We start from the raw sequence: 14,035 nt of genomic DNA on the forward strand, positions 1-14,035 counted from the left end.
CAATACTTTTTCGTTTATAAAAAACTATTCTCGTCAAAACTGTACAGTAATACGTATTTTATGAGGAGACAATGGTTGATGGACATTCATGTTGGACAATTAACGACCGAATTAGTCGTAGGCTTTGTTGCACTTTTTTTACTCACGAAAATTCTTGGTAAAACGCAAATCTCTCAAATTACACCTTTCGATTTCATTTCATCTATCTTTTTAGGTGAATTAGTAGGCAATGCCATGTATGATGACGAAACTTCAATTTTTGTTATCCTATATGCTATTTTGATTTGGGGAACAATGATTTACGTAGTTGAAATCATCTCACAAAAATTTAAAGGTACTCGCAAATTTCTTGAGGGAGCACCTACAATAGTTATTCGGAAGGGCATCATTGATCGATACATGCTAAAAAAAAGCAAGCTCGATATTAACCAGCTACAAAACCTTGTACGACAAAAAGGCTACTTTGGTTTAAGAGAAGTTGAATATGCCATTTTAGAATCAAATGGGTCACTTAGTATCCTGCCAAAATATCAATATGGTCCTCCAAACAGACAAGATCTGAACTTGCATAGCCAGCAGCAGCCAGAATTGCCTGTAACATTGATCTTAGATGGCGAACTTAATCACGATAATCTTTCAACGGCAGGTATCTCTAAGAAAAAATTAATGGAACAACTTCATAAACATGGTTATTCTTCCGTTGAAGAAGTGGTTTACGCCGAAATGTCAGAAGGAAAACTATTATTGATGCCTTTTAATGATCAGAAAAAATAACTGGCTTTCCTTCCCATATCTTATACATCGCTTTTCCTTCTTCTTTTAGCTGTATAAAATAGGCTGAAACAGCTGTTCTAAAAAGAGTATACATTCCAATGTTAGCAGGCTGAATGTTGTGTTGTGTTAGCATTTTCGCTATTAGGTTCTCAAAAGATATTCCAGACTCTCCAGAATCCACAATGATAGAATGAACTTCATAGGCTATTTTTTCATGAACATCCATATTTGCTTGAAGGACTTCCAGATACTTCTTGGTGAATTTCCCATGACCAGGAACCATTCCTTCAACATTCATGTTTTTTAATTTTAGTAATGTCTTCTGATTTTCTTTTGCATCTACGATAAAAGGAATCTTATGTTTTTCTAGTACATCAATTCCTAAGAATGCGTCTGCCGCATAAAGAATGCCTTTATACAGTACTCCATATTGGTTATGACTGTGCCCTTTTAATTCAATGAATTCAAGTGGAAATGAACTCTTCCAAATTCCTTCTGTGCAGATTTCATCCACCACTATTGAGGGAGCTTCTAAAAATTTATTTCTCATCTCTCTTAAAGGGGAGTTCCCGTTAAATAAATAGATAGGTTCTAGAATCGGGTTTCTCATGATCGCTTCTTCTAATGAAGGGGCAATCGTATGTATGTTAAAATTTCTTTGAATATATTGAGCTCCACCAAAATGATCTGCGTGCGCATGCGTAATAAAAAGATGAGTAAGAGGCAGATTCTCACTCTTAAGATGCTGAACCGCTTTTTTGGCAGCAGATGGTTCTAAACCTGCATCAATCAACATCCCCTTGTTTTTATCTTCATTTACAATATAACCTATATTTACAGCGCTATTAAAATAATAGCACCCGGCTGCTATCTCTTGAAATTCCATATTTAACACTCCCATTCATTCATAAAAAAACTAGGCTGCAATTTTTTAGTACTGTAAGGAATGCAGTCAGCCAGTAACAAAAGTCAACTGCTTCAGCAGCAACTATGTTTGTTGATAGATCAAAAAAAAAGAAACCTACTAAATGGTTTCGTTTAAAAATAATCCTTTTCCTTCTATTTCACTAAGAATTTGATCAAACCGTCTCTGTTTTTCTATGTCTAGCTTCTTACTGTGATTAAATGTATGAACATTGTTATTTTGAATAGGAGGTACATACGATACGACCGGTAGACCTTGTTCTGGTTTTTCCATTCGACTAGCATATTGCATTCGCTGAATCGGTATATACGGTAAAATATATCCCATATGCAACATCTCCTTTTATCATCTATTCTGTTATTACATACCCTTATCCTTCTAATGGATATCAAAAAAAGAACACTCTTGATCAAGAGTGCTCAAATAAAACACGTTGGATTGCTTATTCCCACGGGTCATAAAAACAGCCGTGGTTCGAGCTTGAGCTAGAACTAGAACTAGAAGAAGATTCATGATGTTTATGACTTGATGAAGATTCATGCTTTTTATGACTGGATTCATGTCTTGAACTTGAACTTGAACTAGAGCTAGAGCTAGAAGATTCACAATGATTCTTCTTCTCATGTATTATTACTTTATCTGCTTTGATGATCACTTTATCAGCATAAATTTTCTTCCTTTTCTTCTTCTTTTTACAAAAATAACAATCTTCCATGTTTCAACCTCCTCGTATAGTACATCTTATGCATGTCTATCGAGTTGGTTATAGGCATCTCACTAAAAATTGATTGCTATATGGTTTACAGCTTTAGCTCGATAATTTTGTTTATTAAAATATACAAAGGCTTCCACCGTAATATTTTTATCTATACTGCTTTTAAAAGGAATCTGGAAATCATCCAGCGAAAGCTTATCACCGCTGTTGAATTTTGTTTCACGCAGGGGGCAGATCCACATCTCTCCACGTTCTTTTGCTTTTTCTGCCCATTCATTATCCATAAACATCCAGATGGATTGTAGCATTTCATCTTGTGAAGGAGAAGTAATTAATGAGACAATCTTTCCCTTTAAGGCACAAGTTTCAGCAGGTTGGAACCGAAAGCAGATATAGGGGTTCTCTAATGTTTCTGTTCCTATATTCTCAAGATAAAATGAGCCTCGCACAAAACCATTTTTATCTTTTGTATAAATAACCGAATAATCGAAATAGCTCATACAATTCAAGCCTAGCTTTTTCATTGGTTCAGACTTAGAATCCTCCTGTGGAAATTCTTCAAAAACAGGCTCAGATGTTCGATTAATATTTATTCGTTTTTCCATACTTTTAATACGCTGCTGATAAAGATCGATTTGCTGATCCTTATCATTTATTTCGTCTTGAATACTTTTTAATAATTCTTCGTAACCTTGAATACGTTTTTCCATTTCATGTTCTTCTAATCGATTCAGCTTTTTTGTAAGCTCCTCTACGTGAGTGCGTAGGTTCTGAAGCTCTTTTTCCTTTTCTTCGATTTGTTGAAGGAAGTTATCCTTATTTGTTTCATTCTCTAACCGTTCGATGGTTTCCTCAGCAAAGACTAGCTTTTTTTCTAAATCTAGTGCTTTTTCTTTATAATATTCTACCCTTGATATGAGCCGCTCATAGCTTAATTTATCCTTTGTCCCCATGCATCTTCCCCCTTGCAAATTAGGCTCTTTCCTTATTGTATGTAACCCCTATCCAATCGTTCACTTTTTTTTCTCTAACAAAAAGGACCAACTGGTTTCCCAGCGGTCCTTTTTACTCTTCAGATCTTTTGTATTTAATGGTGCTGCAAGCAATTTTCAACAGAAATTTCACCGTTATCAACTGTGACAGTTCCTGTTGTAAATACTTTCTTGCCATGTGAATTAATCAATTCAACCTCGAACAAACTGCCATTTGGAGTGTCAACTAGAGCTAAATTAAAGTCAAGTTTTTCTCCTTTTTTATGATGGTTATTAATTTTTCCTTTTCCGGAAATCGTTAATTTCTTTCCACCCATGAATTTATCGCAGCATAATGACTCTTGGTTAAATTCTGTTGCTGTAAAACTAAAGTCTCTTTCACCATCAGATGTGTCAGTATCATTAAAGTTCAGCAAGAATTTACTGTTAACTAACTGGAAATTCGGACAAATATCAACTAATATTGATGCACGGCCAGTTTCAGTTGCCCCACTTGACTCGCTAGTTAATCCGCTTGCCTCTCCTTCTGCTTTGCACACACAATCGGGCCTGGGAAATATGTCAGGGCATTGTTCCGGGAACGTTACCGTCGGGCACATTTCATTTATCGTTTCTTCTGCTTCTAAATCATTTTCACGAGGTGAACAGAATTTAGCTAATACCTCTAGTTTTACTTCAGCTTCAACTTGGATGTCGACGCAGAAAGTAATATCTAATGGAAAAGATCTAGGTGCTGGACTGTTCAACAAAACAGTACCAGATGGCACACGGGCTAAGATTTTTGTAATACGGCAGAATAGGTCTGTTCCGTCTGGAAAGCACAGTACAAAAGATTCAAATACAGAAGCGTTTACCAATAGTTCTGTTACTTCTTCTCCGTTTCGGTCCACAACTTTCACCTTAATATCAGTTGTAAACAGGAGTTCAACTAGCTGTGCATCTGCAAACCCACCGTTAAGTGCAACGGTTACATCTCTCTTTTCTCCTACTTGTTCGCATAGAAAATGTTCAGCACATTCATCATGTGTTTCGTTTGAAAGCGGGAATGCTGGTGGTGTTTTAGGTACTTTTGTAATGATTCTTAACGGGCGACGTCTAGGATCATCTAAAGCATCTTCTATTTTTGCAATTTGTTCAGGAGTAAAAGAAACAGTTTTTCTTACGCTTAGTGCATCCGTCACCCAGTCGTAAACTTTCTGTACGCGGATACACTCATCCTGCAAGTGTTTATGATTGTTTCCCATTGTTTCCCTTCCTTTCCTCATCATGATCTGAAGATTCCATACATACTATGGGAATAGAGTGGGTTATGACACAAGTACGACTGCCTATTTTTATAGACAACAGTTCAGGGAGGAACCAATATGAAAACATTGTGGTATAACAATCATAAAGTATGTGATGTGACACCATTAGAATATGAAGCTATCAGTCTGTTATTACCGTATTGGGGGTTGCGGATTTCTGAAGAAGGTAAAGAAATTTCAGGTGCTCTCTCCACATTTATGTTAGGAATCCATGGCCTAACACAACAAAAAGTGAAAGAGCTTAATCAACTTTTACATCATACCGGAATTACAATTACTACGGATGATCGTGAAAAATGTGATCAGAGGTTTTATGTGGATTTTCACGAGAACCATCCCATGCCTTTAGCATTAAAAACGCCTGATCAAAAACTTTATTATCTCAATCCAGCTACAAATCTACGGTCTACTGTTCAGACCGCCATTCATAAAGGAATAACATTAAAAAGAAAGGACGGTCCACTGTTTCTAGCTGTTCAACCATCATTTGATAAACAAGCCACAGAATGGATTAGTTATTTAATTATTCAAACATTCTTGAGATCACATTTTGAAGCATTAACTTCTATTTCAGAGTCTACCTATATAACATGTGTTGAAAAGGTATTGGATAAAATAAATGACCGCTTTGCATCTATTCAACTTACAGATTATAAAACAAAGACTGCAAACGTTTCAGCAGCTACTCCTGATTCTGACACAGTTACAACTTCATCCATTGGTAGAGAAACAAATGAACATGAGCAAAAAATGGTGAATCAGCCAAATAGCAAAAAGGTATTAGGACAAAAAATAGCTGTTCCACAAATCAGGCAATTTTCTGCATCTGGTTCGTTAATAACAAATGATGTTCCTAAGCCTTATGATCCTGGCTTGTTAAACAACAGAAAATCGAAGCCATTTAATCCTTTTAATTCTGCCATACAAAATAAATCTCGACCGATACATCCATTCAGCCAAAGTCAATCCGACTCACATAAAACATCAGTCATCAGTCCATTTCATTCAAAAGAGCACACTTCGTCTTTAAATCGAGAATATACTAGCGATGACACCAAGTTATTCAAACAGAGGAGAGATGGAAAGTGAATAAGGATGATGTTCAGCAACTTTTTAATGAAATTAAAGCTAATAAATCTAAAGCTTCTGCAAAAAACAAAACTCTTTTTAGCCAGCAAGTAAAAAAAGGCTGCAGCTCCTGTGGAAAAGTAAAGTGGAAACCAAATAAGAATAATTAAGAAAGCTGCGATTGTGCGGCTTTTTTTATTTGCAGTAAAAAAATTTAACTATAAATAGCCTTTTTATAAAGAAACATGATTGCTGCCGTTACCTTTCTCTCCATCTTTTCATCTAATGTAATATCGAGAGGACAACCTACCCGGAAAATAAAGGGGGTGTAAGATGTATGTTAAGAAGAAGGAATACACATCATGATTGGAATAAACATCATGATTGTCACTGTAATAAGGAACATGATTGGAATAAACATCATGATTGTCACTGTAATAAAAAACATGATTGGAATAAACATCATGATTGTCACTGTAATAAAAAACATGACTGGAATAAACATCATGATTGCCACTGTAATAAAAAACATGACTGGAATAAACATCATGATTGTCACTGTAATAAAAAGCATGATTGGAATAAACATCATGATTGCCACTGTAATAAAAAACATGACTCTTGGAAACCAAAAACACTGTTTACTAAATGTGGGGAAAATCATCACCATTGTGAAAAAGAATGTCATTGTGAATCTATAGAATGTGTTGAAATTTTATGTGTCATTAAAGATAAGGATTGTCCTTGGTGCGGAAGATAACGAAATGACAAATACGATAACATTTACAGTGAGAAATCACTTTGTCTAGTCACTAACCAATTTAAAAAGAGCCTTGAGCTCTTTTTATTTTGTTTGATTTTATGCATTCACAAGCTTAATAAAAATGAAAAAGATTGTACTAAAAAAAGGCTAAAGACATGGATAATTCGCCGTCTCAATTCAAGTGAAAATGCATCTTCTATATAAGGGAGCAAGATGAATCTGCTTCCGAAATACCTAAATAATAGGAGGAAAATAAATGTCTGTAAACCCATTTCCACGTACAACGTCAACAGAGACTTGTGATGCTACTAATGTGACACCGACTCCAATTCCAGCAGGAACACCAATTATTAAAGTTCCTGTGGTCTTGCAAGAAATTCAAGTTCAGATTCCGATGCATGCTGAGATTGACTTTCCAGCTGGTCAATCCGTTCTTGAGGTGAAAACAATCGGTAAAAAGACCTTCGTGACACAATGCAAGTTGCTTAATCGCCCACCTGCTCCAGGAACTGATCCTAATACTTTTATCGGTAAGGTTTTTCTCAGTGGCTTTGTCCGCAAAAATATTCAATATGCTGCTAATCCAACAGTGGATGCTCAAGGTGAAATTCTATCCCCAATTAATTCATTGACGGTAGAAGTTCCTTGGAGCTGTGTAGCTAGAGTAGAAGGTTTCCTAAACCTTCCAGTTGGACCTTTTACTGATGAAAGAGCTGATTTCGGTTACTTGATTTCTCAACCTCTTCCAAATAATATGAATTTCGCTGCGAAAGATCGCTTAGAAGGTACAGACCTCTCTCAATTCCATCAGATCAGTACTCAATTTTTCAACGAGATGCCGTTCTGCGAGCTTATCCAAGCTGATATTATTGAAATTGACGAGTCGTTAGACCGTGTCCCTTTAACAGGCGGAACAGGAAGCCAAGCAATTGTTGGAGAAGGTACGTTTACTCGTCTTTCTGAAAAAATGGTATTAGATTTAACACTTAAACTTTTGCAAAATCAACAAGTTCGCGTTGCTTCTTTAGGACCAGTAGTAGATCTATAATCTGCTAATAAGATTTAAATATATAAGGGCCTTTGGGCTCTTTTTTTTTGTCTTAAAAAGGCTTGCTTCTATTTGGCCAGGCAAAGGATATTCGTCCATACAGTTACAGGAAAGTAGAATAATATAAAATGCGACTATAAATTAAGGAGGAGAAATATTGAGTGTAAATCCCTTTCCCAGAACAACATCCATGAATGTTTGTAAAGCCATCATTGATCCTTTCCCATCTGCCACTCCAGCTGATGGAACAATAATTATGGTTCCTGTCTTGCTGCAAAAATTCACTGTACAAATACCAATGCATGCAAAAATTGAATTTCCAAAAGGGGAAAATGTTCTCGAAATTAAACAGATTAAAAAAAAGGTCTTCATTACCCAGTGTCGTCTCGTTCAACCTAAAGGCAGCACTACATCAGGTAATCTATTTCTGAGTGGGTTTGTACGCAAAAATATTCAATATGCAGCCAATCCAAAAGTTGACTGCGAAAAAGAAATATTGTCTACGATAAAATCATTAACGGTGGAAGTCCCTTTCGATTGTGTTGTGCAAATTGAAAGTTTTCAAAGACCGCCTGTAGGGCCCTTTTTAGACACGAGGGATGAATTTGGATACTTCACCTCTCAGCCACTTGGAAAAGGTTACGCCGAAAAAGATCGTTTACTTTCTAACGATTTGTCTCAATTTCATCAGCATAGCACAGAATTTTTTAATGAACTCCCCTTTTGTGAGATCGTCCGTTCTGATATAACTGAGTTTGATGAATCCATCGACCGTAAATGTCATATTGAACACATTCCATTTGAAAAAGAGTGCAGAGTAATCAAATGTATCACATGTAAGAAAGTACCTTGCAGAATGTGCAGCAATAACAAAAATAAAAGTGGCAGATCAACATCATTATTAAGTAATGATTTCTTTTCTGCTGATATATTTACAAAACCCGCTAAGTGTCCTCATTGCAGTCAGGAAAAACCCAAAAAATGTGAAACATGTACAAAATGCCTGTGTAAAAAATGCAATTCAAAACCGTTAACGAGAGAATGTACATTTACAGAGCTGTCAGAGAAAATGGTGTTAGACTTAACTCTTAAATTACTCCAAAAACAACTTGTTTTACTTGATTAATAGAACTCTAAATTTAACCAAAAAAAGCTGCCATTTGCGGCTTTTTTTTTACTATTGATGCTTTTTAAAACAAATTTATAAGATGAATTACCAACACTAGAGACCGTACTAGATAATGAGCTCTTAAAGTTAGGAATTTGCCCTTTTTTGTACAAGTAGGTATAAAACCATACAAAAGTCCGTCCAGTTAAATATATTATATTATCCCTGAAATTTCAGGAAGGTTATAAAAAGGAGGAACATAAATGAGTTTATTTCATAACAATAGCTGCGGTCGCCAAAACAGCCAATGTACAGGTTGCGTGTGTGATGTACTAAGAAGATTATCACCAGGATCTTTAGTTAACATCATCTTAAAAGGTGGAGATGATTTTCTAGATGGAGAACTTACTTTCGCATGCTTAGACTCTGATACTTGCTGTGCTACATTTATCTTAGACGGTTATCCATTAATCATTGACTGTGAAAAAATTGCAGCTATTCAAGTTCTAACTTAATAGAATTCCAATCTGCAAAAAGAAATCAGGAACATTCCTGATTTCTTTTTTTGTGCTGCTATTCTTTTGTAATCAGCTTTTCAAATTGATCCGTAATTGCAATCTCTTTACATAGTTTTAGCAGGGTATCATTTCTGACTTTCCAAGTATGCTCATTCGGTTCTCCGCTTCTTAAGTAAACATAGTTTTCTTTGGCTGAAGAATAGATTTTAAAGCCATTTTGAATGCACGCTTTACAGAAAGCAGCATCTTCTGCAATGTTTGTGTTCGGAAACTGCACAGTGTTAAATACACTTTTTTTTATAATTAATGTTCCACCCATCAATAAGTTATTATTATATTTGCCCTCGTTATCCGCAAGCTTTCCACCAAATCGATTAGGGTTAAACTCCGTCAATAGCTTTTGCTTTTTAAAGTACATATAAATAGTCGTTTTTCCTACAACAGAAGCATTCGTTATTTCAAATGCCTTCATGCTATGTTTTAAGTAATAAGGAGAATAGTAATCATCATCATCGAACTTAGCAACATATGAGTATCTCGCTTTCTTCACCCCAAAATTAAGGCATTCTCCAAGAGAAGCGGATTCAGGTAATTGATAAACCGAAATGTTTGGGTATGATTCCGTTTCTTTTTTCCATTTTTCAATATCCAAATGATCTTTATTTAAAATAATGATTAATTCTTTATCTTCCCAAATTTGTCTGTTAAAGTTTTGCAATATATTTTCAAGACTATCTTGTCGTATTGTGCATGTTATGATAGAAATCATGACTATTTCCTCCCTTGTGCCAGAAAGCTGCTTTATACAACAAGGCTATTCAATATAGTCTTTGAAATTCTTAGTATTCGCAATTATTTTGCTTACACTGATAATAACATCAACCGGAACTTTCCAAGTATGCTGACCTTCGTCATCATTTCGTATATACACAAAATCATCCTTTGAAGAGGAATATACTTTAAATCCACTTTTAACACAATCCATAGTAAAAACACGGTCAAGTTCTTTTATTTGGTCTGCAAATTTTACTTTTTCATGGACGATCTTTTTAAAAACTAAAGTTCCCCCTTGCAAATACTGCTTGGCAAAACTCTTTTGATCATTAACAAATTGGTTTTCGTTATCCGGGTTAAAAACAGCTAAGATTTGTCTGTTTTTCAAATAAATATATACGGAAGTTTTTCCTATAACATCTACATCTAGCTTTCTAAGATTCTGAACTGATTTCTCTAAATAAGATGAACTGTAATAATCATCATCTTCAAAATTTGCAACAAGATCAAACCTTGCCTTTTCAACTGCAAAGTTAATACAAGCTCCTAAACTAGAATTCTGAGGTAATTGATAAACTGATATATTTTTATATTCTAATGCTTTTTCTTTCCATTTTTTAATGTCCATTCCATCATGATTTAAAATTATAATCAATTCCTTAGGTTCGAAGGTTTGATTATTGTAATTTTGAAATATGTTATCCATACAATGATCTCTGATGGTACAGGTAATTACTGAAACCATAAACGGCTCCCTTCTTATTCTATAGTCATATTTCACTTTTTTGCGTATCCATTTGGATGGGCTGAAAACCATTTCCATGCCGTTTCAATCATCTGTTTAAGATTGTATTTCGCTTCCCAGTTTAATTCATTCTTAATTCGCAAAGAACTTGCGATTAATGCTGGTGGATCTCCCTCTCTCCTTTTTACGTATTCCACTTTTGCTTTTTTATTTGTAACGTTCTCACACATCTGTATAATCTCTTTGACCGAGTAGCCTTTTTCATTTCCAACATTATAAATTTTGTGCGTACTGTTATTTTTTATCATATGCTCTAGCGCTCTGACATGAGCATTTGCCAGATCTGTTACGTGTATATAATCCCTGATGCACGTCCCGTCTTTAGTTCCATAATCGTTTCCATACACTTGAATTTTTTTCTTTTTTCCGGCAAGATGCTTTAGAATACTTGGAATTAAATGTGTTTCTGGATCGTGGTCTTCACCCAGTTCGCCATAAATATCAGCACCTGCTACATTAAAGTAACGTAATATTACATAGTTCAACTTATATGCATAATGAAAGTCTCTAATTAATTGTTCGCACATTAACTTTGACCATCCATATGGATTTATTGGTTTTGTTTCTAGATTTTCATTAATCAAGGAATTCGTTATTCCATATACTGCACATGAAGATGAAAATACAATGTTTCTTACTTGATGTTTGTTCATTACTTTTAATAAATTTAGAGTTCCTTGAACATTGTTTTCATAATAGATGGCAGGATCCTTTACTGATTCACCTACATAACAATATGCGGCAAAATGGATGACGGCAGATATAGGGTATTGTGAGAAAACGGAATCTATATCCCGATCATTCCGAATGTCACCTTTAATAAATTTTGCTTTTACTTGAACCGCCTCTATATGACCCTCAATCAAATTATCTAAAACGACAACTTCATAACCCTTGTTAATTAACTCTTTAACTACATGACTCCCAATATATCCAGCTCCACCAGTGACTAAAATCATACTTAAATCACACCCCACAATTTATGATCAACCCTATCAACTACATTCTCTATACACCTATCTTTAGATTTATTGAATACCTTGAGGAAATATGAATGAAAACAAAAAACCTTCCATTTTAAAATAGGGAAGGAATCAAATAGACCAAACTTATAAAATTCTAAAAGGAGAAAAATGCTACGGGTTACTAGGTTTAATTTCGGTTTCGAATAGATGTAAAGCTCTAGCTGCAACTTGGTCCATATTAAAGTATTTGTATTCTGCCAATCTGCCTGCAAAAATTACTTGATTTTTTAATTGCTGTGTTTCTTGATGGTATAATGTATATTTTTCATTATTCTCTTTTCGAAGTATTGGATAATAAGGCTCATTGACACCCGCTTTATAAGCTTTCGGATATTCAATAGAAATAGTAGTGCCCTTTGCATATTGTCCTGTTAGCTTTTTATATTCCGTAATACGGGTAAAATCGAATTCATTTGGATAGTTGACTTGTCCTGCTTCCTGAAAATCGTCTTTTTCATGATATTGAAAGTCAAATTTTAAGCTTCTGTAAGGCAAAGCACCATGCTTATAATCAAAAAAGGAATCGATCGGTCCGGTGTATACCATTCGTTTATAATCAATTTCATTAGAAACTTCTTTATAATCAGTATTTAATAATACCTTAATTCTTTGGTGTTTTAAGATCCTTTTAAACATGTTTGTGTAGCCGTGTTTAGGCAGTGCTTGATACTTATCCTTAAAATATCGATCATCTCTGCTAAAAGAAAAAGGAACACGACCAGTAACCGAGGCATCAAGCTCTTCCGGCTTCAGATCCCATTGCTTAACCGTGTAGCCTAGAAATACATTTCGATAAATGTAGTTACCTAAAAAACTAAGTTCTTGATTTTCATGTTCAATCATTTTAAATACTGGAATTTTATCACCAAAGCTATAATTTTCATACAATAATTCTTCTAATCTATGTGAGATACTTATAGGAAATAAGGCTTGAATAGAGTTTAAGTTGAATGGGACCGGTACTTTTTTTCCTTCTACAACAGCAAGCACTCTGTGATAATAAGGAGTCCAATCTGTAAATTTTGAAAGATATTCCCATACTTTTTTAGAATTCGTATGAAATAGATGCGGGCCATATTTATGAACTAATATTCCGTTCTCATCAAAGTAATCGTACGCATTTCCTCCGATATGATCCCGGCTTTCCACAATTAACACATTCTCTCCAAGCTGTGAAGCTATACGCTCCGCTATGATACATCCTGTAAAGCCAGCACCTACTATTAACCAATCAAACTTCATTTTCCTCACCCGCTTTTTCTTAACGTTTTCTCGATGGCAAAGAAGGATGTGACACCTAGTCACACCCCTTTTTTCTTTGGCTGCAGTTGTGCGATTTGCCTCCATCCGCAATAGGTCTTAAAAATGGGTTCATACTTATCTCCCCATTTTTTTAAAGTATACTGTACAAGCCATTCAAACACTTCATTATAAAGAGCAATTTTTTTGGTAGCATTATTCGGATGCTGCCGATAATTGTAAAGCATTTCATTCATCCAATGTATTTCAAAATGTTCGATCAGTAAATAATCTATTCTTCTATCCTCCATGTGCCTGCCTTCCCAAGGGTCATCAGTTGGCCATCCACCTACGCTTTTCAACGCAGTCGTACGATAAAATCTAGGGAAGGGAACATCATTTGATAACATAAATTCATATCGGTCATTATAGGAACGGCCCCCTATTCGCGGTACCTCAAGTAACATGTTTCCATCTCTATCCTGATATACATCGGTCTTATTTCCCCAAATCAGGGCAACATTTTCAGAAACTTGATCTATTTCTTTTCTCATTTTTTCTATTGTATTCGGAAATAGCCAGTCATCTGCATCCAATTTTAAAATATACGGTGTATGAATAGTGGCTAATCCTCTATTTTGTGTTTTGGACTGGCCTAGATTACTGTGGTTTTTTAAAAGAGTCACACGGGAATCTTTTAAAAATTCCTCAATGATTAATAGACTATTATCCGTCGAATGATCATCTACCAAAACAATTTGCCATTCCTTATAGGTCTGTTTAAATACACTCTCGATTGCATCTTTAAGAAACCGACCTGGGTTATAGGAAGGAATTAAAACAGTAACATCAGGTTTCTTCACATTTTTCTCCTTTCCATTTCAGTTTTCATTCTCCCCCTTCGTTACTTGGTCATCAGAACTCCGTTAAAGGGTAGAGTCATATAATCTAATAGTTCTATATGTTATCTGCTC

17 protein-coding genes are annotated in these 14,035 nt (G+C 35.1%); 6 read left to right on the plus strand and 11 right to left on the minus strand.

Annotated elements, in window-relative coordinates:
* Positions 1–78: 78 nt before the first annotated feature.
* Positions 79–774, plus strand: a complete 696-nt coding sequence (locus AWM68_RS20280; RefSeq protein WP_066245908.1) for a DUF421 domain-containing protein — start codon at positions 79–81, stop codon at positions 772–774.
* Here the strand turns inward: AWM68_RS20280 and AWM68_RS20285 are convergent.
* From AWM68_RS20285 to AWM68_RS20305, 5 genes are all read right to left on the minus strand, one after another.
* The gene (locus AWM68_RS20285) at positions 755–1,660 is read right to left on the minus strand and encodes an MBL fold metallo-hydrolase (protein WP_066245910.1); all 906 of its coding nucleotides are present in this window, start codon (positions 1,658–1,660) and stop codon (positions 755–757) included. The two genes, AWM68_RS20280 and AWM68_RS20285, sit on opposite strands and share 20 nt — an antisense overlap.
* A gap of 138 nt (positions 1,661–1,798) precedes the next feature.
* Positions 1,799–2,026, minus strand: a complete 228-nt coding sequence (locus AWM68_RS20290; protein WP_066245911.1) for a hypothetical protein — start codon at positions 2,024–2,026, stop codon at positions 1,799–1,801.
* A gap of 115 nt (positions 2,027–2,141) precedes the next feature.
* Positions 2,142–2,414, minus strand: a complete 273-nt coding sequence (locus tag AWM68_RS21605; RefSeq protein WP_156488486.1) for a hypothetical protein — start codon at positions 2,412–2,414, stop codon at positions 2,142–2,144.
* 62 nt (positions 2,415–2,476) lie between these two features.
* Positions 2,477–3,367, minus strand: coding sequence for a hypothetical protein (locus AWM68_RS20300; RefSeq protein WP_066245914.1), 891 nt, complete (start codon positions 3,365–3,367; stop codon positions 2,477–2,479).
* Positions 3,368–3,501: 134 nt separating this feature from the next.
* On the minus strand, positions 3,502–4,650 hold the full coding sequence (locus AWM68_RS20305; RefSeq protein ID WP_066245916.1) for a hypothetical protein: 1,149 nt from the start codon (positions 4,648–4,650) through the stop codon (positions 3,502–3,504).
* 120 nt (positions 4,651–4,770) lie between these two features.
* Between AWM68_RS20305 and AWM68_RS20310 the strand changes: the two genes are divergently transcribed.
* Together AWM68_RS20310 and AWM68_RS21610 are read left to right on the plus strand one after the other, a co-directional pair.
* Positions 4,771–5,802: a hypothetical protein gene (locus AWM68_RS20310; RefSeq protein WP_066245917.1), complete on the plus strand. Its 1,032-nt coding sequence runs from the start codon at positions 4,771–4,773 to the stop codon at positions 5,800–5,802.
* Positions 5,799–5,951 (plus strand): hypothetical protein, encoded by a 153-nt coding sequence (locus tag AWM68_RS21610; RefSeq protein ID WP_156488487.1) that lies wholly within the window; start codon positions 5,799–5,801, stop codon positions 5,949–5,951. Before AWM68_RS20310 ends, AWM68_RS21610 begins: the two co-directional genes overlap by 4 nt.
* A 170-nt stretch (positions 5,952–6,121) precedes the next feature.
* Here AWM68_RS21610 and AWM68_RS21615 read toward each other — a convergent pair whose 3' ends face one another.
* On the minus strand, positions 6,122–6,397 hold the full coding sequence (locus AWM68_RS21615) for a hypothetical protein (RefSeq protein WP_156488488.1): 276 nt from the start codon (positions 6,395–6,397) through the stop codon (positions 6,122–6,124).
* Between the two features lie 403 nt (positions 6,398–6,800).
* Between AWM68_RS21615 and AWM68_RS20320 the strand changes: the two genes are divergently transcribed.
* From AWM68_RS20320 to AWM68_RS20330, 3 genes are all read left to right on the plus strand, one after another.
* Entirely contained in the window at positions 6,801–7,592 is a 792-nt protein-coding gene (locus AWM68_RS20320) for a CsxC family protein (RefSeq protein WP_066245920.1), read from the plus strand.
* Positions 7,593–7,749: 157 nt separating this feature from the next.
* Positions 7,750–8,718, plus strand: coding sequence for a CsxC family protein (locus tag AWM68_RS20325; protein ID WP_066245922.1), 969 nt, complete (start codon positions 7,750–7,752; stop codon positions 8,716–8,718).
* Positions 8,719–8,963: 245 nt separating this feature from the next.
* Complete coding sequence (locus AWM68_RS20330; RefSeq protein WP_066245923.1) at positions 8,964–9,215, plus strand: hypothetical protein; 252 nt, start codon at positions 8,964–8,966, stop codon at positions 9,213–9,215.
* 58 nt (positions 9,216–9,273) lie between these two features.
* Here AWM68_RS20330 and AWM68_RS20335 read toward each other — a convergent pair whose 3' ends face one another.
* The 5 genes from AWM68_RS20335 to AWM68_RS20355 all read right to left on the minus strand — a co-directional run bounded on the left by AWM68_RS20335 (position 9,274) and on the right by AWM68_RS20355 (position 13,924).
* Positions 9,274–9,987, minus strand: coding sequence for a glycosyltransferase (locus tag AWM68_RS20335; RefSeq protein ID WP_066245926.1), 714 nt, complete (start codon positions 9,985–9,987; stop codon positions 9,274–9,276).
* 45 nt (positions 9,988–10,032) lie between these two features.
* A complete protein-coding gene (locus AWM68_RS20340) occupies positions 10,033–10,737 on the minus strand; it encodes a glycosyltransferase (RefSeq protein ID WP_066245928.1) in 705 nt (234 codons plus the stop codon).
* A gap of 32 nt (positions 10,738–10,769) precedes the next feature.
* Positions 10,770–11,756 (minus strand): UDP-glucose 4-epimerase GalE, encoded by a 987-nt coding sequence (galE, locus tag AWM68_RS20345; protein WP_066245930.1) that lies wholly within the window; start codon positions 11,754–11,756, stop codon positions 10,770–10,772.
* Between the two features lie 177 nt (positions 11,757–11,933).
* Positions 11,934–13,064 (minus strand): UDP-galactopyranose mutase, encoded by a 1,131-nt coding sequence (gene glf, locus AWM68_RS20350; RefSeq protein ID WP_066245933.1) that lies wholly within the window; start codon positions 13,062–13,064, stop codon positions 11,934–11,936.
* A 59-nt stretch (positions 13,065–13,123) separates the two neighbouring features.
* Positions 13,124–13,924, minus strand: coding sequence for a glycosyltransferase family 2 protein (locus tag AWM68_RS20355; RefSeq protein ID WP_066245935.1), 801 nt, complete (start codon positions 13,922–13,924; stop codon positions 13,124–13,126).
* Between the last annotated feature and the right edge of the window lie 111 nt (positions 13,925–14,035).

Origin of the sequence: Fictibacillus phosphorivorans, assembly GCF_001619875.1 — a bacterium.
GTDB lineage: Bacteria > Bacillota > Bacilli > Bacillales > Fictibacillaceae > Fictibacillus > Fictibacillus phosphorivorans_B.